This window comes from Aliiglaciecola litoralis (assembly GCF_039523355.1).
GTDB classification, from domain to species: Bacteria; Pseudomonadota; Gammaproteobacteria; order Enterobacterales; family Alteromonadaceae; genus Aliiglaciecola; species Aliiglaciecola litoralis.
Genome location: NZ_BAAAFD010000010.1, coordinates 105,769 through 126,397, shown reverse-complemented (window position 1 = coordinate 126,397; position 20,629 = coordinate 105,769). Strand labels below are relative to the sequence as shown.

Genomic DNA, 20,629 nt, shown 5'->3' with positions numbered 1-20,629 from the left:
TTTAGTAGATTGTATTATTTGATGTAAAAGCTTTCTTCGAAAAGTGGTGTCTTATCGATATCGTATATATTGATCACATATTTGGATGGCGTTTGTTTAACATCAGACGTTGGTAAGGTTATAGTCCAAATGCCATTTCTTCCTCGAAAAGTATTTTCTATTTTCGATATTTCTAAGCCATTTTCATCAAAGATTGTCCATGTATACATAAAAGCTATATTTTCGTTTGTACCGCTGAACAGATCCGCAGAACGCAATTTGAATCGTAAGCCAAATAAATCCGCTTTATCAGAATTTATGTTTGTGGTTTCTCGTAAATGTCTGAAATTACTGTATTCGCCAAAATCTTCAATATCCAAATCTAGCCTAGAGTTTTCTAATTGAAATTCGTAAAAAAACTGCTGTTTCAATCTACTGATTTCGTCGCTACTTAATTGGCCAGCAAGAAATAATTTGCCATAGATTTGAAGTAGATCATTTCCAGCTGTAATCTTTTCAAATCCCTCTTTTTCCTTATTTCCAGTTCTTTCACGTTTTTCTTTTTCTTTTGCAATTTCTATGTCGCGCTCTTTGAGTCCACTTAAGCAGGATTCGAAATCTTTTGCGGTTCCTAAACCAAGGCACTGCGCCCGCGCAATTTCAAATTTCGCTTTATCACCAAATCCGAGTCGTTGGGCATTCAGAAATTTTTGATATGCTTTTTCTAAATCTTTCTCAACGAATTTACCGACCTGATAAAGCTCTGCCAAGATATAACTAGCTTGTCCAAAACCAGCCTCTTCAGCTTTAATAAACCACGACAGCATATTTGCTGCATCAGGATCATTTTTATCTGATTGCGATAACATCCAGGCATAATTGTTCATCGCTTTGCCATTGCCTAAATCGGCAGACTTTCGATAATATTTTTTAGCCCGAACTTTGTCATTTGGTACAGTGTCAGTGAAGATGTACCCGTCGGCAACCAATTCATATTCACGAGCAAGGATTTCTTTGTCATCAGTTGATAATGAATTTGGAATGGTTAGGTTGAGTGTTTCGACTAAAAAATCGTAGATAGAAACGTTTTCGTGAATATCACCAGACCAAGAGCCATGGCCGTGACCGGTTTGATCGTAAAAAATAGACGAAACTGGTTTTTGCAAAACTTTTAGTACATATTCCATGCGTCGAGATTGTTCAAATACAGCAATTTCGTCAGTCTTACCCGCAGTAAGTAGAACGGGCGCCTTAATCTTTTGAGCATGATAAACCGGAGATACATCATATAGTTCTTCACTGTTACCACCGAGGACGGCATCAAATATGGTTTCACCAAAATGTAATCTAACGTTATTGGAGTCGTACAATAAAGGTAAATCATAGATGCCAAAACGCGCCACAATACAGTCGTAAGTATCTGGTTGTTGAATTGCCAACATGATTGCCGAATATCCTCCATAACTAGAGCCTATTGAACACACATGTTTATATTGATGGCTGTTTAACACATCGTTGACCGCTAAAGTTATGTCCTTTTCAATGGCACGACCCAATTCACCGATGCCACTTTGTTTAAAAGATTTTCCGAAACCTTTTGAGCCTCTGAAGTTAACCTGTAAAACATCGAATCCGCGGCTGACCAGATATTGAACTTCTTTATTAAACGCTGCAGTTTCACGAACGCCAATAGGTCCGCCATGAGGCATCACAAGTAACGTATTGAAGCGATGTTCAGATGCTTTGGTTAAATAGGTCTCAACGTTAATATTGGAATCGATAGCTAGATTCTTAACTTGCGTTTTTGCAAAGTTATAATTCTCCAGTCCAGGGTAACGTTCGAACAAGAGCTCCGCTTTGTTTAATGCTGGAGTAAACAAGTAATAGGCACCGGGATAATCTGAATCGAAGGCATATATAATGTACTGATTTGTTTTTTCACTATGTGACAAAATCCGCCATTGTTTGCCTTCGAACGCTTCGGTTAACTTTTGGGCGATTGTTTCTTGGCTTTTTTGCAGGTATTCAATTTTATATCGACCGTGATCAATGTAAGTAACAGATAAAGGCTCGACACCGTCGTCTGATTGGTACATTTCAGCTTTGATTAGGTCGAATCTTGGGTGCTCATAAATTAATTCGGTTACTTCTTTTTTAGCCATATCGAATTTGTAAAACGATTCTCGGTCTGAATCTTTATTGGTCAGCACACCCAATGTATTGTCATCAAAAAAACCGATAACTTTAAATTCATAATCTGCATCTATCAGTTCCAACATTGGCTGCCAGTTAGGATCGTCGAGAGTTCTATATTGAAATAATATGGTTTTTTGTTCTTCGTCTTTCATGCTGGCGACAATACGTTTAGTTTTCGTATCGTAGCTAAAAAAGGAAACATTTTTACTTGGTGGAGCAAGGTGTTTTTTCTCGTTGAGTTTAGCTCCAGTTAGCGTTTTGATGTCGGTTATGTGCAAATTAAACCCACCCTCATCCCAAGGGCGAAGCTTTGCAAACAATACTTGTTTTGAATTAGGGAAAATGTGCACAATGTAGCCATCGTAGCGTACCGATTTAATTTCTGATTTTATTTGGTTATCAGTGAAATCAAGTGAAATGAAATATTCTTTTTGATATGCAGAAAGGTGTAAGGTTTGATTATCAATCCATTGATAATCAAAAACGCGTTTGACGTTGTCTAAACCACGAACGATGTACTGTTGACCTTTTTCTAAATCCGTAATGGTGAAATATAATGTTCCTTCGTGATTGACGTAATTTGATAGGTATTTGCCATCTAAAGACAATTTTGGCATTGAAACGTTAGCTTCGATAAATAATTTTTCGGCAGGAACAAGATTCGCTAATGATAAAGCCGAATAAAAACTCAAAAGTAAAAAAGCAATTGATCTGATTATCATTGTTCGGCCTCCTTTGCCAATTCCACATCTACGTATTCAAGGAACTTATCATCGCCTGGCCCTCTATGGCGAAGACGACGAGCGGAAAGAATATTGTTGTAATTGTCTTGCATATACTCCAAAGCGTCAGTCGACTTGTTCTCTAACGTTATGTTGTAACGAGAAAACCACCCGTTGCGAGACATTATTTTTAAATGACCCACATAACTAATTTCACTAGGCTTCACTTCAAAATCCCAATAGCCGCTTTTCAGGGTGTAATAGTAACCATTTAGTAATCTAATCTTCTCAAAGCTGTATTTGCCTGCGGGCATCTCTACTAAAAAGTAATTATTGAATTGGTCTAAATCATCGCGGGTAAATAGCACGTCTTTAGGGCCGCCAATTTGAATATTATTAACGGCATAGTTTAAGTCGACGCCAACGAGAAGATAGCCTGAGTTGGCACTTAAAGGGATATCTACATCTTCTTTAATTGACGAGACCGTGGAGGCGCACCCCAGAAGTACTAGACAACAAAAAATGGGTAAAACAAGAAAGGTCCTCATGCATAGTCCTTAATACTACATTCCATTATCGCTAAGAATACCAAAGCTTAAGTTATAATCAATATCCTCTAAGATAAAGCTTAGACCTAATCTTATCTTTTCGTTTTTTAACCTGTTTTCAATTGCTTGCTATCCAATGAATAACTTGGGTGTGTTGGAAATTTAGCCAAAAGTGGAGAGTGCATATATTTACATAATTGGAAATAACCATGCCTGTCCACGCTAACCCCTTCGTGCAACTTAGAGTGGGTGTCCACGTAATCTTTCAAAACCTAAGTTTTATTCAATATTCACTGAAATAAAGGTGAATGCGTATCTTTTACTTATTGTTTGCCAACTTTTCAGGAATGACTGGAACCTTTGTGAAACTTAAAAATAACCATACCTGTCCACGGTAATTCTTTATTCAAACCTTAAAGTGGGTGTCCACGCAATTCTTTAACCATGCCTGTCCACTTTACTCCTCTAGAGATGCTTAAAGTGGGTGTCCACGTTATTCATTCTTAGAGTGGGTGTCCAAGTAACTACAATTCATTCCTTAGAGTGAGTGTCCAGATATTTCAACTTAAAGTGGGTGTCCACGTAATTCGTCAACTTAAAGTGGGTGTCCACGTAATTCTGCGATTCGTTATGCTGAGTTTTTTAGTCTTGCCATGATGAACTCTGATAATTTGGCACTGATCTGTGGGTGTTGGGTGTCTTGGTTAAACAAACAAATTTTAATTTTACCCAATGTTGGTAACGATGGATTACGAATAATTGATAGTGAACTGGGAACACTGGTGCGCGCCAGCGCAGTAACCCCTAAACCTTGTTGGATCGCAGCAATGAGGCCGTATAAGTCGGCGTTGGTATAGGTAATTCGCCACGCAATCGTTTGTTGCTTGAGCATTTCAATCACGCGACTGCGATACACACAGCCATCGGGGGCCAATACTAAGAATACATTGGTGCGCGAAAACGGCCGAGTTGGATCCCCGACCCAAACCAAATCATCTTCCAATACCAATTCCCCTTCAGTGGGTTGCGAGGGCGGAACTAACGCCAGCACCAAGTCAAAATCACTGCGTTTGCTGTCATCTAGTAGATTTCGGCTTAGTGCAGAGGTGACTTCCAAAGCGACATCAGGATATTGTTTGCTGAATTCTCCGATGATACTGGGCAATAACGTCGTAGCAAATTCGCTGGGGATACCCAATCGTAAACGACCTCGTAACGAAGATTGCTCAAACTGCCGAAACACATCGTCATTTAAGTTGAGCATTTTCTTGGCGTAATTGAGCAATGTTTTACCGTCTTGATTGACCACCTGTCGCTGGCCAAGTTTGGTAAACAAACGTCGGCCTAATTGTTCTTCGAGCTTTTTAATTTGCAAGCTCACTGCAGGTTGGGAGCGGCCCAACAGGTCGCCTGCTTTAGCAAAACCACCTTGCTCCACCACAGTGACGAAAGTACGTAAATTATCCAAAGAGAGTTGTTTCATTATGTGCCTTTCGTCCCCTAACCACCGCGAGGTGCGGATGTTTTTGTATAAAAATTACTAATCTAACTAATTTAATACATTTAAAATAATTATGTAAGCATTTGAATTATCAATTTGTTCCAAAGCTGGCAGCTTTCTATACTTCGGGCATCAGAATATAAGGTAATCATTCATGACCAATAAAACAGCTCTGCACGCTAAGCACATTGAAGCTGGCGCCAAAATGGTAGACTTCCACGGCTGGGAAATGCCGATTAACTATGGTTCACAGATTGAAGAGCACCATGCCGTGCGTAAAGACGCAGGTATGTTTGACGTATCACACATGACCATCGTCGATGTGAAGGGCGTAAATGCCAAAGGCTATTTGCGTACTTTGCTAGCGAATGACGTCGAAAAGCTGCAGGAAAAAGGCAAGGCGCTATACAGCGGAATGCTTAACCAAGAAGGTGGTGTGGTTGATGATCTGATTGTTTACCATTTCGATGATACCAATTATCGCTTAGTGGTTAACTCAGCGACTCGCGAAAAAGACATGGATTGGCTCAATGGTGTGGCTTCTGGTTTTGATGTGAATATCATCGAGCGCCCAGAGTTTTCAATGATCGCAGTGCAAGGTCCCAATGCGAAACAAAAATCCGCGCAGTTATTCTCTGACGCACAAAAAGAAGCGGTCGAAGGTATGAAGCCGTTCTTTGGTGTGCAGGCGGAAGATTTATTTATTGCTACCACAGGTTACACCGGTGAAAGCGGTTATGAAATTATGGTGCCTAACGAGATGGCATCTGATTTCTGGCAACGATTGCTTGATGCGGGTGTTGTACCCTGCGGATTGGGCGCTCGTGACACCCTTCGACTTGAGGCTGGCATGAATCTTTACGGCCAAGATATGGACGAGACTGTTTCACCACTGGCGGCCAATATGGCGTGGACCATTACATGGGAGCCACAAGACCGCATCTTTATGGGACGAGAAGCACTAGAGAAACAAAAAGAACAAGGTACCCATAAGCTTGTGGGCTTAGTGATGACCGATAAAGGCGTGTTGCGCAGTGGTCAAAAAGTCAAAGTGTCAGAAGGCGAGGGTGTGATCACCTCGGGTACTTTCTCACCTACCTTGGGCCACAGCATTGCCATGGCGCGCATACCGGCAACAAAAGACACTACTGCTGAAGTCGAAATGCGCAAAAAATGGATAACAGTCAACATTGTTAAACCTAGCTTTGTGCGTAACGGCAAAAGCGTTCTATAAACAAAAAATTAAAATAAGGGGGCGGAGTGAATTTTCTAACCCCAACGGTTAAACCATAAAACAATATGGGGACATTCACTCCGACCCCTTTTAAACATCAATATTAGGAACGATTATGAGCAACATTCCATCTGAATTACGTTATGCCTCTACACATGAATGGGTACGTCCAGAAGGCGACGGTACATTTACGGTAGGTATTTCTGAGCATGCCCAAGAATTACTTGGCGATATGGTGTTTGTTGAATTGCCAGGCGTAGGCGACGCCGTTATAGCCGGCGATGATGTCGCGGTTGCAGAATCGGTGAAAGCTGCGTCAGACGTTTATGCTCCTATAAGCGGTGAAATCGTAGCGGTAAACGAAGACTTGGAAGACTCACCAGAGCTAGTTAATAGCGACGCCTTTGGTGACGGTTGGATGTTCCGCATTAAAGCGGACGACGCTAGCGAATTCGAAGCGTTGCTTGATGCTGAAGGTTACGCCAACAGTATCGACGAAGACTAAACTTTCTTAGTCACGTTTGCGCTGTAAATAACGGAGACATCTGTTTGTTGTCTCCAGCAACCGAGCAATGTGTTGTGCATTGCTCTGGGCTTACCAGTTTCTGATGGTGAGCTTGTTAAAAGTTTTCAAATAGGCAGTAAATTATGTCAAAGGTTCCGTTTTCTCTCGCTCAACTTGAACAAACCGAAGATTTTGTTCGCCGTCATATTGGACCTAGTGAGTCCGAAATGGCTGAAATGCTTGAATTTGTTGGCGCTCAAAGTCTGGATGATCTAATGAAACAGACCGTACCGGCCGGTATTCGCTTACCTGAAGCATTGAGCATTGGTGAAAGCGTAACTGAAGCTCAGGCGTTAGCTGAACTCAAAACCATGGCGGCAAAAAATCAAATCAATCGTTCGTTTATTGGTATGGGCTACAGCGACACTATTACGCCTAATGTGATTTTGCGTAACGTACTGGAAAATCCAGGTTGGTATACCGCCTATACGCCTTATCAGCCAGAAATTGCCCAAGGCCGTTTGCAAGCGCTACTTAATTTTCAACAAGCCACTATTGACTTAACCGGCATGGAGCTGGCTTCTGCTTCATTATTAGATGAAGCCACCGCTGCTGCTGAAGCTATGGGCTTGGCTAAGCGCGTTTCCAAAAACAAAAAATCCAACGCATTTTTTGTTGCCGAAGATGTGCATCCACAAACGCTTGACGTGGTGCAAACACGTGCCGAAATGTTTGGTTTTGAAGTCATTGTTGGCAAAGACATTGACGCTGCAACGCACGATGTCTTCGGTGCGTTACTACAATATCCCGGCACGACAGGGGAAGTGAAAGATCTCACCAGTGTTATAGCAGCATTACACGACAATAAGGCGATTGTTGCTGTTGCGGCAGATATTATGAGCTTAGTGCTATTAAAGTCGCCCGGTGACATGGGCGCTGATGTGGTATTAGGATCAGCACAACGCTTTGGTGTACCTATGGGGTATGGTGGCCCTCACGCCGCTTTCTTTGCTACTCGTGATGCGTACAAACGTTCCTTACCTGGCCGTATCATTGGTGTCTCAAAAGATACCCGTGGTCGCCCCGCATTGCGCATGGCACTGCAAACCCGTGAACAACATATTCGTCGTGAGAAAGCCAACTCGAACATTTGTACTGCGCAAGTGCTACTGGCCAACATGGCGTCATTTTATGCCGTCTATCACGGTCCAGAAGGTTTAAAAACCATTGCAACCCGGATCAATCGTTTCGCCGACATAGCCGCAACCGCGCTAACGCGACATGGTTATGCACTTAAGCATTCAACTTGGTTTGATACCATCACCGTGCTAGTTGATGACAAAGCTGCAATGATTGAAGCAGCGCAAAAAGCCGGAATGAACCTGCGCGCTGATCTGGATAACGCGGTGGGGATCTCTTTTGATGAAACCACAACACGTGCTGACGTAATGGCACTGATCGATTTACTTTGCGGCGCAGATCACGGCTTTAGCATCGACATGCTAGACGCCGAAGTGACCACCCAAGGCTCGCACTCCATCCCAGCCGATTTGCTTAGAAATGACAGTATCTTGAGCCACCCAGTGTTCAATTCGTATCATTCAGAAACTGAAATGTTGCGTTACATCAAGTCACTCGAAGATAAAGACTTAGCCCTGAATCATTCGATGATAAGCCTTGGTTCGTGCACCATGAAGTTAAACGCGACAGCGGAGATGATCCCAGTAACCTGGCCTGAATTTGGTAAATTGCACCCATTTGCACCGGTTGAACAAGCCCAAGGCTACAAGGAAATGATGGATGAGCTAAGTGATTGGCTGATCAATATCACCGGTTACGACGCGCTTTCCATGCAGCCTAACTCGGGTGCGCAAGGTGAATACGCTGGCTTGATTGCGATCAAGCAATATCACGAAAGCCGTGGTGAAGGTCATCGTGACGTGTGCTTGATCCCTAGCTCTGCTCATGGCACCAATCCCGCATCAGCTCAAATGGTCAGCCTGAAAGTGGTGGTAGTGAATTGCGATAAAAACGGTAACGTTGATTTAGCTGATTTACGTAAGAAAGCAGAAGAAGTAGGCGATAGATTATCGTGCGCCATGATCACCTATCCCTCTACCCACGGCGTTTACGAAGAAACCATCAAAGAGATGTGTGATATCGTGCACGAATTTGGTGGCCAAGTGTACATGGACGGTGCCAACATGAACGCCCAAGTGGGCGTAACCTCACCCGGCCTAATTGGTGGTGATGTGTCACACTTAAACTTACACAAAACCTTCTGTATTCCGCACGGTGGTGGTGGTCCTGGTATGGGACCTATCGGCGTCAAGAAGCACCTTGAACCCTTCTTGCCTAATCACCAAGTGATCGACACTGGTAATACAACCAAAGGCAATGGCGCAGTCAGTGCCGCACCTTGGGGTAGTGCATCTATCCTGCCTATCAGCTACATGTACATCAAGATGATGGGCAGTGCAGGACTTAAAAAAGCCACCGAAGTGGCCATGCTCAATGCCAATTATGTAGCCAATAAACTCGATGGTCATTTTGAAGTACTCTACCGCGGCCGTAACAACCGCGTAGCACACGAATGTATTATCGATTTGCGTCCACTTAAAGAAAGCTCTGGAGTGACCGAAATGGATGTGGCCAAGCGCCTCAATGATTATGGTTTCCACGCACCAACCATGAGCTTCCCAGTGGCAGGCACGTTGATGATTGAGCCAACGGAGTCTGAAGCCAAAGCCGAACTCGACCGTTTCATCGAAGCCATGATTTGCATCCGTGAAGAGATGGCCAAAGTGGAAAGCGGCGAGTGGGACGCCACTGACAACCCGCTACACAATGCACCGCATACACTCGATGATATTTGTGACAGCAATTGGGATCGCAGCTACGACAGACAAACCGCAGCCTATCCCGTTGCCGCTGTGGCTAGAAACAAATTCTGGCCTAGCGTCAATCGTATCGACGATGTCTATGGAGACCGCAACTTGATCTGCAGCTGTCCTAGCATTGAGAGTTATATTGAAGAGTGAAGATTGTTGTGACGAGCAATTAACTCTGCGACTGGAAAGACTTAGTTAAACAAATTTAAACCCGCTTTTAAGCGGGTTTTTCAATTTTAACGTGGCAGTTATGTTAATGAACTAGTCATCCAATGGCAGAGGAACCTTTACTGATTCACGCTATTTTTAAGCAACAGCAAAACTAGTTAATTCTCTTATTCACCAACTAATGAATCCACTCAGTTCACTTAACTTACCCGGACTCAAAGAAGTCTTCATAATTCAGGCTATGCAATTAATTCTCTTGCTAGCCATGCGTTATAAAGTGACCAGGCGATAACCCACATAACCAATGCGATAAGGACATCGATAACACGTTTTACTTTTGGTTTTCCTAAATATGTTGATAATTTGACTGCGCCAGTCGCTAATAGCGAAAACCATACGACAGATCCAAGTACAGCGCCAATTAGAAAAAATAATTTAGCGCTACCGGTATATTGTCCTCCAACACTCCCTATCACCATTACGGTATCTATATAGGCATGTGGATTTAAAAAAGTTACCGCCAACGAAGTTGCTAATAATAGTTTCACTGATTTTTTACTGGCTATATGCTCATCTTGGTTTACTTTTTGCCAAAAAGCCGATTTCATTGATAACCCACCGTACCCCAATAGAAATAGGATGCCGCCCCAAGTCAATAGGGTGAATAAGGTATCACTACTCGATAAAACTAAACTTCCGCCCAACACCCCAATCGAAATTAAAATTACGTCATATAGTATGAACAATGCTGCCGTCGTTTTATGGTGGTTTTTACGAATACCTTGAGTAAGCAGCATAGAATTTTGGGTGCCAATAGGGGCAATCATGCTCAGTGTTAGTGTGAAGCCTTTGGCTAATATTAATAAACTCATGGTGTTGTTCTCGCAAATAAATGGTGTAAAGGAAATAAGTACAAACCAACTGATGGACGACAATTAAAGAGTGACTTAGCTAATAACGGAGGTTAGTTTGAGGTATCCTTGCATATAAATATAATTAATATATTTTAAGTGTCATTAGTAAAACTTATTAATCTGAAGTAAACGGGGATTGAATAACATGGCTAATTTTGACTACAAATTACTTTCTGCCTTGACAGAGGTGATTGAATTACAAAGCTTTGAATTAGCCGCCAATAAGTTGTTTATATCTCAGTCGGCAATATCTCAGCGAATCAAGAGTTTAGAAGAGTATATTGGCCAACCCGTGCTAATTCGCAGTCAACCGATAGTGTTAACCACAGCAGGTGAACAATTAGTTAGTCACTTTAAAAAAGTAAAGCAGCTTGAAAATGAACTCGCGCCGGTTTTGTCACCTGATAAACCACGACAACCGGTGAAAGTTTCTTTAGCGGTCAATGCAGACAGTATTGCAACTTGGTTTATTCAAGCGATCACGCCTGTTTTGCAGAGCCATCGTATAGAATTAAATTTAATGATTGAGCATGAAGAGCGTACGCTAGATAAGTTGCGGACAGGCGAAGCGATTGGTGCGGTAAGTGTTATCGAAAAACCGCTAAAAGGTTATCGATCTTTCCGGTTAGGGAAAATGGAATATTGCCTAGTGGCGAACGAAGCGTTTAAAGACAAGTATTTTAAACATGGAGTGAATAAAGAGTCCTTAAAAATGGCCCCTGCGATTAGTTATGATCACAAAGATGATATGCATGTTCGTTTCATTGCAAAACGTTTTAATTTGGCTGCAAGCGAATATTATTGTCACAGCGTTCGCTCATCGGAGGCTTTTGTCGCCTTAGCCAAACAAGGGGTTGCTTACTGCCTATTACCTAAATTGCAAATTGCTAATGAATTGGCCAGTGGAGAACTAATCAATATATCACCTGAGAACGAGTTAATTGAAACGCTATACTGGCACAGTTGGGTTTTGGTCAAAGGGGTCAATAAAGACATATCACAACATATAGTAAAATCTGCCCAGCAGAAATTAGCAAGTTAACCTTCGTAAATTGTTGGCCTCAGCAACGTTGAATTATCAATAATCAATGGCTACTTTCTGATATCAAATTACCAAGACACCCATCACTAATTTCAAAAAGTTACCAAGACAGACACCCATGCTAATTTCAAAGTTTCGACTAATTGTTGATGTAAAGCTTCAAAGGTTATTCGCTCGATACCTCTAACTAGAATAATTGAGCTAGCAAGGGGGTCTTGATAATTAGATTTTTTCATTCAACTGGAAAAAGTTGTCTGTAATTGGTCTACATTATATTTACTGCACAATTAAATGATCTCTCTTACGGATAAATAATTAAAGTTGGAATTCGCAAAAACATTATTCGTATCACGGATCAACGTTCTGCTTTTAGAATCGCTTTATTGTCGTGTATTGAGTCACCTAAGCAGGGCTGATAATAACAATGAGGTTTCGTTGCTAGGAGAGCGGTTATGACAGAAAGTATTTATCATATAAATAATTTAGTCCACACCATCATTGGCAGCATTGCTTTGCTAGGCGCATTGGGTGCTTTAATGAGCGTAAAGGGGTCTGCTAGACACAAGACAGCTGGTCGGGTATTTGTTTGGTTTATACTCTTTTCAGCGGTGACCAGTTTCTACCCCACATTTTATAAATTCAGTGAGATTGGTCCACTTGCTTTGATTCTTGCGATGGCCACTATATATCTAGTCATTACTGCCGTCATTGCTGTTCGCTATCAGACTGCAGAGCCACTGATGATTGAAAAGTGTCTGCCTGTAGTGCCATTGTTGTTATTAATTTTGCCGGTAATAAGGGTATTTTTGGCGATTAAAACAAACAATTTCGATATATTCTTTGGCCCGTTACTATTGGCAAGTTTGTTTATTTATTTGCTTGTTCAGGATCTAGCAATTCTTGTAAACAGGCAGCGTTCACGAGAATTTTGGATTCAGCGTCATTTGACCCGAATTATTTTTGCATTCTCGATTGGTGTAATGGCAGTAGTGCGAATCGGCGTAAATTTTGGACTCACTTTCGAAATGAGCGTGATTCTGCCGCTACTCGGAGCGCTCGGATTAGTTGTATTCTTCAGGTGGCGTATCGCGTAAACGGCAATTAAAGTCCTAGCTGAAAACTTACTAGTTTCCGATGATAATTGATGTGGCGAGCAATCGAGCCCGCGACTCAACTGCCCCGCTAAACAAGTATGCCCCCGTTTTTTAAACGGGTTTGAAATTTTAGCGTGGCAGTTTAGGTGATTTGTAATTCAGCATATAGAGTGAAAACCATCACAAAATTGCTTTATTCTTTAAAAGGATCGGCGCCAATCTGCATTGGCGCTTTAAATTTACTGAATTAAGTTAACTTGCTGAGTAGCAGTATTGGTTTGCAATCCAAAATGCCCCAAGCTGTAAGTGTAAGTTGCATCCTCGTTCCAGATGCGGCTGCTGTGAATGCCATAAACATAGCAATTTCCAGTGGAGCAAATAATTTGGTCACTAAAGCTTTTTATCGAGTAAACCTTATTGCCTAATGGGGCGCCGTAAAGCCCATCAAGGAATGGACTACTAATAGATAATCCCGCGCTGCCACAGGTGCTGTTCCAAACATTATATGGGTAAACCCCACAACTACGTAACCCTAACATGGCGCCTGCTACACCAACAAAGGTATCAACGTAAGATGAAGCAGCAAGTTTATCAATTTGCTGAGCTGCAAGGGTCACGCCCATTGAATGGCCAATCACATCTATTTTTCCAGTACAGGAGCTGTTGATGGCATTCACAATGGCATTGCGTACCGGTGTCTCTTCGCTACCACTGTGATTATTACAAGTGGCACACGATTTAGATCCCCAGCTGGGATTGAATATTTCGTTAGCGGAATATCCCCGAGCATACAGTTCGTTCAAGGTATTGTTCCAACTTGAAGGTGAAGCGGTATTGCCGTGCACTAACACCACATTATCTTTGCAGGCAGCATTGACGCCGGCACAGACAAAAAGAAATAAGCTAATACTAAGTAGAATGTTTTTCATAAGTAACCCATTTGTTAATTTTTCGTTAACAACTTTAGGTGAAAAACTGAACATGTCATATAGTACTTTGGTATGTAGGGGGCGGTGTTCTCTAGATTACAATGCTACCGGAGTACTGATCACCTTGATTAATCTTATCTTGTATACCTTTGTGAGATTTTAAGAGATATGTAATTCAGTAGTACTAAAGTGTTATTTAACTCTTAGTCTACACCGAAGATACTGACGGATAAACTGGTCGAGGAGTTTGTTATGCAGCATCACAAAATCAGCTTAGTCCCAGCATTGGTTTCAGCAATTTTCTCTATAAATGCCAATGCGTTAGAGCCGCTCCCTGCGCTTAATATCGAACCCTCCAAGGTGACTATATCGGGAATATCCAGTGGCGGCTACATGGCGCAGCAAATGCACATAGCCTACAGTGATATCTTTTCTGCTGCCGCGATCATTGCTGGTGGACCGTTTTATTGTGCGGAAAACAATATTGGTCTGGCGTTAACGCGCTGCATGAAACCCGAGCCTAACAACCAGCCTAATGTAGCGCGCCTTAAGTCAATTACAGAGACTTTCGATGCATTTGGTGATATTGCACCAACCGATAATTTGTACAATGATCGGGTATGGATTTTTTCGAGTGCAGATGACTCTGTCGTGCTACAAGCTGTAAGCGATAGTCTGAATGCATACTATGCTGAGTTTATCCAACCAAAAAACATGCGTTATGTCTCATCCGTTGGTGGTGAGCATTCGATGCCTACAGATAGCTTTGGTTATCCATGTGATTACCTGGGTAAAAGCAGTAACCCTGACGACCATTTCATAAATAACTGTGGTTACGATACCGCAGGCGAATTGTTAGCTTACAGCTACAAGCACATTAAACGTCCAAAGACGTCCGCTTCAGCTGGTCGTTTAATCCAATTTGATCAAGAAAACTTTCTTCCTGAACCGACGCAGCATGGTTTATCACAATATGGCTATGCGTATATTCCAGAGGCGTGCGACATCAAAGAAAACGGCAAGGCATCAAAATGTAAATTACATATAGCCTTGCATGGTTGTTTACAAAGTGCGGATCGTATTGGCAACGTTTTCGTTGAAAACGCAGGGTACAATGATTGGGCTGAGCGAAATCGAATTGTAGTTCTGTATCCACAGGCAACGGCAACATTACAGCAAGGTAATGGCAATGGGTGTTGGGATTGGTGGGGGTATGACGATAACGAATATGCCACTCGATTCGGCAACCAGACCACGGCAATTATGGCCATGGTTGATCAGGTCACCGCTAATTCAACGGACAACGCACCCGCTGCTCCACCGAGCAAATTAACCATTAATATAGATCAACTTGGCAAGGTCCAATTGGGCTGGGAGCATCAGCAAGGTGTTGCTGGCTATGCGGTTTACCGCTCGTCTGAAAAAGACGGACCTTATTACCTTGTTTCTGCCGACGTAGTGCTAGAAAACAGTTTTGCTATTGTCCAGCAGCCAGCGACTCAAGCTTACTATATGGTACTTAGTGTCGAAGCGGATGGCAGCGAAGGCTTACCGTCAAAAGAGCTGGCCATCTCTATACCCGGTATATAGACGAGTCGAGGCCTATGATGAGAGATTACGAGAATTACGAAGACACCCATCACAGGTGAGGAATTCTAATAAGATATGTAACATAACCGGCAAGGAGCTCTAATGAGTCCCTTGCCGGTTTAATACAAAAGGTACGTTTAATTAAACAAACAATTTAGCTTTAAGATTTATTAAATCGACTCGCTTTAATAAGCCCTAAGAACATCAAAAACATTAGAAATACACTAGGCTCAGATACTTGAGAGACGTTTAAGCTCACATTATCTAACCCAAAACCTCCTGGACCTGTAAATTGTTCAGGGATAAACACATCGGCTTCTATCGTAATGACATTGCCACTGTAGTCACTTAATAAGTCAGAGATATCAAAATTAAAGCTAGTCCAATCAAATGCCCCGTCACTACCAGCTGCCGCCTCAAAGTGATAAATAGGCCCTAAATCAACACCATCATGCACGATATTTAAGTCAAAAACACGAGCAAGCGCGCCGCCATTAAACCATTGAGCTGTAATGTCAAAGCTAAGCTCTGCCATCAAGTTACCGTTTGGCAAGATAACATCTTGTGAAAGTGTGTAGAAACTTGACGCAAAGCCATCGAACGCATTGTACGCCGCATAAGTTCCTTCAGTTGGAGCGCTAAGTGGTAGACAGCCGGTTTCGGAACCAGCGGTCCCTATGGTCCAATCAGTCCAGCAATCAACTCCACCCGAAAGTGTTGAATTCCAACCAGTGAAGTCACCCGTTTCAAACCCGCCGTTAACTAGAATTTCTGCAGCTAATAAAGCATGGGAAGAAAAACCAAATATCAATACCACACACAACTTTCTTATAAATTTCATCATTATTCCTTTTTTAGATATAGCGCTAATTATCAATTTAAAAGTATTTCAGTTATTAAACGAAAAATGTCAACTTTTCATAAGGCAAAAATTGATCCATATTGGGTTGGGTGGTAGTAAAGGCTTGTTTTATATATTTAACTTTTTGAAACTATCCTTTTTTATAAAGTCAAAAATCAATTTTGTAAAAAAAATGTAAATTAATCTGACAGGGGAATTACGAAGAATTACGAAGACACCCATCTTTTCATTTCATTATTGAGACACCCATCACACTTCATAAATTCAGGGAAAGTAGTCACTTGGAGAATTCAAGATGGATTTGCTGGGTTACGAGACACATTGTTATCTAGAAATTCGTTATCGAGACACCCATCTTTTCATTCCGTTATTGAGACACCCATCACACTTCATAAACTCAGGGAAAGTAGTCACTTGGAAAATTCAAGATGGATTTGCTGGATTACGCGCCACATCGTTATCGAGACACCCATCGGTTCGTCTAGCGTTATCGAGACACCCATCGTTATCGAGACACCCATCTTTTCATTCCGTTATTGAGACACCCATCACACTTCATAAATTCAGGGAAAGCAGTCACTTGGAAAATTCAAGGTGGATTTGCTGGATTACGCGCCACATCGTTATCGAGACACCCATCGATTCATCTAGACATTTAGGGTTACTAAAGATGAAAAAGCGCCCTAGGTTTACCCTAGGGCGCTTAAATAAACACTCACACGTTTGCTTTTTTAGTTACTGGCTTTCGATGCTTTAGTAACGGTATTGGTAATTGTGAATGGTGTTGCCACACTGATGTAGCCTTTAACCCGCAAGATATAGGTACCGGCTTGGTCAACCCAGAATTGCAAGCTTTCAGGGTTAGCTAATGAGGCACTTGTGGCCACTTCAACACCCTCAGGATTGACTAATGCAAAGTCTAGATCAGCAACGGTTGCCCATTCTAAAGACGCCATAATGCTAATGTCATTGGCCGCTACTTCAAATGGGAAGTCTTGTACTTCCAAGTTCTCAGCAGAAACGCCCATGGTTCCTGTGTAGGTTTCTGTAACTTCAGTGTAAGTCACATCACTTTCAATCACTTCACCGTCTACGTCCATGGCATCGAAGTACACGTATTTACTTAGCATGCGAATTTCTAGGTCATGGACACCATTGCCAAGACCGTCAAACGAAACCGTTACGTTTTTAGGATCGTTCTTGCTGGCATCAGCATGATAGATGGTCGCTGCGCCCATTGATTGACCGTCAGAGAATAATTCAATGGAAGTAGGCTTGGCATTTTTCACATAAAAATGCAGACGAACTCTGTCTCCACGAACCGCAGCAGCAACAGCAGAACCGGCATATTTGGCTTTCATGTAACCGCCTTGATATGCTTTTTCGTCGTCTTTTTGATACCACTTTCCGTCGTAACTTAGTCGCGGATCCGAATCATCAACAGTGCTCCACTTTCCCTGACTTGCCCATAGCGTATTTCCTGCTAAGAAGTCATTACGCTGGCCAACGACTTGACCCGCCATGTCTACCGCGGCCTTTACATTAATGTATCCAGTACCCACTTCATGAGGGGCATAGTCCATTGGATCGGCCGTGACTTTAATGATTTCTTCGATTTGATCAGGTGAAAGATTCGGATTTACTTCTAACAGCAGTGCCGCAACACCTGCCACAAAAGGCGTTGCCATCGAGGTACCACTGATCGTGTGATAGTAAGCAAAGTATTCAGGGTGGGCTGGATCAACGACCGGACCCAATGCACCAATTGCCGTGTTAGGTGCGCGAGTAGACGTAATATCTTTACCAGGAGCGGTAATATCTGGCAGCTTGTATTCGTCACCTGCGACACCGCGGCTCGAAAAATCCGCCAGTTGTTTATCACTAGTACCGGCGGCAACATTGATTACCCAAGGCGCAATAGCATATTGGTTTAGGGTGTCTTCAGCTGGACCGGAGTTAGATGCGGCAAACGTGACTACCATGCCGTTTTGATATGCCTTAAAAGACGCTTGGTTGATTGGGTTGTTTGGATCAAACATCGCGCCATCACCACCACCCCAGCTGTTAGTGATGATGTCGATATCAAGACGCTCTTGGTTGGCAATGGCGTAATCGAATCCTAACAATGCATATAAGATTGAGACACCTTCGCCTGCACCCAAGCCAACTAGGCGAGCACCAGGCGCTATACCGTCATGGTAATTTGCACGGCGTTCATCATTGGCAGATGCAGCACCTGTTCCACCGACAGTGCCCGCTACGTGCGTGCCGTGTCCAGACGTTGTGTCGCTGTTGGGCACACCTTCAATAAAGGCATTACGACCGCCTGCTAAGTCTAAATCTCCGACGATTTTAACGTTTTCAACTGTCTTAGTACCTAATTCTAAATCTGGATGTGTGGCATCGACACCTGAATCTAACACCGCGATCGTGACACCACTACCATCAACGTTGTAGTTGTCTTGCACATAATGGCCGCCAGTAATTTCACCTGAGGTATAGTTTTTGTATTCCAGTGGAACGTTAGCGTAGACGCTCGTTACCGATGGATTTGCCTGCAGCGTTTGCAGTTGTAATTTAGACAGCGTAACCCCTGCCATTGGCAGTGTTTGCAAAGCACGGTAAGGCACGTTTAGGTTCTGCAAGACCGAATCAATGCTTTGCTGATTGTCGAAGGACACGATCACGTTAAATGGGCCAACTTGGCTTTGTAATTGTTCAGATAATTTGGGACCAATTAGGGCATCGGCATGTGCTGCGTTGACGCTCAACATGCTTGCGGCTATAACACTCAATGTTGCGAAAGGACTTTTCATTATTATTTCTCCGATAAAGTGTGGGAATTTATTTCACCGGATTAGCATCGCAAACTTTAAGGCAGGTAAACATAGGGAACTACCCCTAGATGTTAAAAATTTGTTTACTTTAATAAAAAGACGATAGGCTCGCTTTGCTTGATTGAAAATGGTTTTGCGGCACATTATCGAAGCAATGGCAACGAATTGTACTCTCTGGTAATTAGCAGCTCTAAACAAGATTGAATGTTTAAAGCTGCTCAACGCTAGCCAATAAAAGGGATCAGTTTAGCCACCCGTTGTTTATAGTCTCGATAGTTGTTACCAAATTCTTGGATTAACGCCTTCTCTTCAAAATATAAACCGATGAAGATATAGAGCGTCATGCCGATAGCTAGCAGCAGATGATTGGCTGTCGACTCAGGCACAAACCAGACCCCGAGTAGCACACCGAGTTGAATAGGATGACGAACTATTTTGTACAGTCCCGGGGTTCTAAATTGTGACGAGGGCATGGGCCTGCCTAGTAAAGGCGTAAAGGTTTGACGAAGTCCAAATAGCTCGAAGTGATCCAATTGAAAGGAGGCAATCAATAATATTAACCAACCAGCGGCACCAATTGCTTGCACAGCATAGCCCGTGAGAGAACCCGTAACCTGCCAAACTTGGCCATTCATTGGCTGCCAAAAGTAAACCATGATAACCAGCGCTATTGCAGTACCTAGGCAGAATGTAGCTCGTTCAGCAGATTCTGGTAGGTAGTTGAAAAGCCATTGTTTGAAGCGTTTGCGCGCCATTATGCTATGTTGCAGGCCAAACAAAGCGATCAGTGCAATATTAAACACTAATGCAGTTAGCAAAGGCTGTTCAAGACTTTGAGAGTTAACTGAAATAGGGGCGTAAACACCACTAGCAAACACGATAAAGTAGATCAGTGAAAACAAAGACGCAGCGTAGCAGACCAGTGAGTATAGGAACGGAACAATTGGGCGTGCTGTGGTATTCGATTTAGTTGCAGATGACATGTCAAAATTCCTTATCAATAAATATTAAATGCAGGTTCCTTTAAACACTACCTGCGTGAAATTGGGTGCTGATCTGAGGTGGATGCTTGAGGGTTTGCATCACCACACAGCTCGCTTCAGCGGCATTAAATAATGCGCTTTCTAATTCTGGCTTGGTTCCAGCGAGAGTTTGCATTTCAACCGACACATGCATTTTCTGAAAGGCGACCGGAACTGCGGGGTTAAACTTCAAGGTACCACGTACATCAATCTCAGCTGAGACACTAACTTGTAGATGGGTCAACTCAACCGATAAACGGTTAGCGATAATGCGAATGGTGCTGTCTAAACAACTGGCTAATGCAGCGCATAAAAGCTCCCCCGGCACAGGAGCGTCACCGTCACCGCCTACTGCAGGGTGAACCCCTAGTGAAATATTCAAACCTGCGACTTCGACATCGACATGCAAGGCGTCGTGAATCTCAGTGTTGCTTTGACCGGTTACCGCCATATCGGTGACCCAAGCTAGTTGTGGAGTATCAGCATATTTTTTGACTAATCCATGGTGCCTCTGGGTCATGCTAACAATACTTGGTTTGATTAATTGGGAAGAGCTCACAGCTGCAGTGGTGTTATTCATCATACTATCCTTTAA

15 protein-coding genes are annotated in these 20,629 nt (G+C 42.7%); 6 read left to right on the top strand and 9 right to left on the bottom strand.

Annotation, left to right across the window (positions count from 1 at the left end):
• Positions 1 to 14 precede the first annotated feature (14 nt).
• The 3 genes from ABD036_RS15690 to ABD036_RS15680 all read right to left on the bottom strand — a co-directional run bounded on the left by ABD036_RS15690 (position 15) and on the right by ABD036_RS15680 (position 4,928).
• A complete protein-coding gene (locus ABD036_RS15690) occupies positions 15 to 2,897 on the bottom strand; it encodes a prolyl oligopeptidase family serine peptidase (protein WP_343861603.1) in 2,883 nt (960 codons plus the stop codon).
• Complete coding sequence (locus ABD036_RS15685) at positions 2,894 to 3,445, bottom strand: hypothetical protein (RefSeq protein ID WP_343861601.1); 552 nt, start codon at positions 3,443 to 3,445, stop codon at positions 2,894 to 2,896. The genes ABD036_RS15690 and ABD036_RS15685 overlap by 4 nt, the downstream gene beginning before the upstream one ends.
• A 628-nt stretch (positions 3,446 to 4,073) precedes the next feature.
• A complete protein-coding gene (locus tag ABD036_RS15680) occupies positions 4,074 to 4,928 on the bottom strand; it encodes a LysR family transcriptional regulator (RefSeq protein ID WP_343861598.1) in 855 nt (284 codons plus the stop codon).
• A gap of 172 nt (positions 4,929 to 5,100) precedes the next feature.
• Between ABD036_RS15680 and gcvT the strand changes: the two genes are divergently transcribed.
• From gcvT to gcvP, 3 genes are all read left to right on the top strand, one after another.
• Positions 5,101 to 6,180, top strand: coding sequence for a glycine cleavage system aminomethyltransferase GcvT (gene gcvT, locus ABD036_RS15675; RefSeq protein WP_343861596.1), 1,080 nt, complete (start codon positions 5,101 to 5,103; stop codon positions 6,178 to 6,180).
• A gap of 115 nt (positions 6,181 to 6,295) precedes the next feature.
• Positions 6,296 to 6,685: a glycine cleavage system protein GcvH gene (gene gcvH, locus ABD036_RS15670; RefSeq protein ID WP_343861594.1), complete on the top strand. Its 390-nt coding sequence runs from the start codon at positions 6,296 to 6,298 to the stop codon at positions 6,683 to 6,685.
• A 143-nt stretch (positions 6,686 to 6,828) separates the two neighbouring features.
• Positions 6,829 to 9,726: an aminomethyl-transferring glycine dehydrogenase gene (gcvP, locus tag ABD036_RS15665; RefSeq protein WP_343861592.1), complete on the top strand. Its 2,898-nt coding sequence runs from the start codon at positions 6,829 to 6,831 to the stop codon at positions 9,724 to 9,726.
• Between the two features lie 257 nt (positions 9,727 to 9,983).
• Here the strand turns inward: gcvP and ABD036_RS15660 are convergent, their stop codons facing one another.
• Positions 9,984 to 10,616 carry a LysE/ArgO family amino acid transporter gene (locus ABD036_RS15660; protein WP_343861591.1) on the bottom strand — a complete coding sequence of 211 codons (633 nt, stop codon included), beginning with the start codon at positions 10,614 to 10,616 and terminating at the stop codon, positions 9,984 to 9,986.
• A gap of 187 nt (positions 10,617 to 10,803) precedes the next feature.
• On the opposite strand from ABD036_RS15660, the gene ABD036_RS15655 reads away from it, so the two are divergent.
• Both ABD036_RS15655 and ABD036_RS15650 read left to right on the top strand, forming a co-directional pair.
• A complete protein-coding gene (locus ABD036_RS15655) occupies positions 10,804 to 11,700 on the top strand; it encodes a LysR family transcriptional regulator ArgP (protein ID WP_343861589.1) in 897 nt (298 codons plus the stop codon).
• A gap of 452 nt (positions 11,701 to 12,152) precedes the next feature.
• The gene (locus ABD036_RS15650; protein ID WP_343861587.1) at positions 12,153 to 12,794 is read left to right on the top strand and encodes a hypothetical protein; all 642 of its coding nucleotides are present in this window, start codon (positions 12,153 to 12,155) and stop codon (positions 12,792 to 12,794) included.
• A gap of 239 nt (positions 12,795 to 13,033) precedes the next feature.
• Here ABD036_RS15650 and ABD036_RS15645 read toward each other — a convergent pair whose 3' ends face one another.
• Positions 13,034 to 13,723 (bottom strand): alpha/beta fold hydrolase, encoded by a 690-nt coding sequence (locus ABD036_RS15645; protein WP_343861585.1) that lies wholly within the window; start codon positions 13,721 to 13,723, stop codon positions 13,034 to 13,036.
• A gap of 252 nt (positions 13,724 to 13,975) precedes the next feature.
• Between ABD036_RS15645 and ABD036_RS15640 the strand changes: the two genes are divergently transcribed.
• Complete coding sequence (locus ABD036_RS15640) at positions 13,976 to 15,313, top strand: extracellular catalytic domain type 2 short-chain-length polyhydroxyalkanoate depolymerase (RefSeq protein ID WP_343861583.1); 1,338 nt, start codon at positions 13,976 to 13,978, stop codon at positions 15,311 to 15,313.
• A gap of 160 nt (positions 15,314 to 15,473) precedes the next feature.
• Here the strand turns inward: ABD036_RS15640 and ABD036_RS15635 are convergent, their stop codons facing one another.
• The 4 genes from ABD036_RS15635 to ABD036_RS15620 form a co-directional block, all read right to left on the bottom strand.
• Positions 15,474 to 16,154, bottom strand: coding sequence for a hypothetical protein (locus ABD036_RS15635; protein ID WP_343861581.1), 681 nt, complete (start codon positions 16,152 to 16,154; stop codon positions 15,474 to 15,476).
• Positions 16,155 to 16,906: 752 nt separating this feature from the next.
• Positions 16,907 to 18,991, bottom strand: a complete 2,085-nt coding sequence (locus ABD036_RS15630; RefSeq protein ID WP_343861579.1) for a S8 family serine peptidase — start codon at positions 18,989 to 18,991, stop codon at positions 16,907 to 16,909.
• Between the two features lie 245 nt (positions 18,992 to 19,236).
• Complete coding sequence (locus tag ABD036_RS15625; protein WP_343861577.1) at positions 19,237 to 19,995, bottom strand: methyltransferase family protein; 759 nt, start codon at positions 19,993 to 19,995, stop codon at positions 19,237 to 19,239.
• Positions 19,996 to 20,035: 40 nt separating this feature from the next.
• A complete protein-coding gene (locus ABD036_RS15620; RefSeq protein WP_343861575.1) occupies positions 20,036 to 20,614 on the bottom strand; it encodes an OsmC family protein in 579 nt (192 codons plus the stop codon).
• Between the last annotated feature and the right edge of the window lie 15 nt (positions 20,615 to 20,629).

Coding starts and splice junctions, on each gene's coding strand:
- gcvH (WP_343861594.1), top strand. CDS start 6,296: ATGAGCAACATTCCATCTGAATTACGTTATGCCTCTACACATGAATGG.
- ABD036_RS15655 (WP_343861589.1), top strand. CDS start 10,804: ATGGCTAATTTTGACTACAAATTACTTTCTGCCTTGACAGAGGTGATT.
- ABD036_RS15680 (WP_343861598.1), bottom strand. CDS start 4,928: ATGAAACAACTCTCTTTGGATAATTTACGTACTTTCGTCACTGTGGTG.
- gcvP (WP_343861592.1), top strand. CDS start 6,829: ATGTCAAAGGTTCCGTTTTCTCTCGCTCAACTTGAACAAACCGAAGAT.
- ABD036_RS15625 (WP_343861577.1), bottom strand. CDS start 19,995: ATGTCATCTGCAACTAAATCGAATACCACAGCACGCCCAATTGTTCCG.
- ABD036_RS15690 (WP_343861603.1), bottom strand. CDS start 2,897: ATGATAATCAGATCAATTGCTTTTTTACTTTTGAGTTTTTATTCGGCT.
- ABD036_RS15650 (WP_343861587.1), top strand. CDS start 12,153: ATGACAGAAAGTATTTATCATATAAATAATTTAGTCCACACCATCATT.
- ABD036_RS15620 (WP_343861575.1), bottom strand. CDS start 20,614: ATGAATAACACCACTGCAGCTGTGAGCTCTTCCCAATTAATCAAACCA.
- ABD036_RS15640 (WP_343861583.1), top strand. CDS start 13,976: ATGCAGCATCACAAAATCAGCTTAGTCCCAGCATTGGTTTCAGCAATT.
- ABD036_RS15645 (WP_343861585.1), bottom strand. CDS start 13,723: ATGAAAAACATTCTACTTAGTATTAGCTTATTTCTTTTTGTCTGTGCC.
- gcvT (WP_343861596.1), top strand. CDS start 5,101: ATGACCAATAAAACAGCTCTGCACGCTAAGCACATTGAAGCTGGCGCC.
- ABD036_RS15660 (WP_343861591.1), bottom strand. CDS start 10,616: ATGAGTTTATTAATATTAGCCAAAGGCTTCACACTAACACTGAGCATG.
- ABD036_RS15685 (WP_343861601.1), bottom strand. CDS start 3,445: ATGAGGACCTTTCTTGTTTTACCCATTTTTTGTTGTCTAGTACTTCTG.
- ABD036_RS15630 (WP_343861579.1), bottom strand. CDS start 18,991: ATGAAAAGTCCTTTCGCAACATTGAGTGTTATAGCCGCAAGCATGTTG.
- ABD036_RS15635 (WP_343861581.1), bottom strand. CDS start 16,154: ATGAAATTTATAAGAAAGTTGTGTGTGGTATTGATATTTGGTTTTTCT.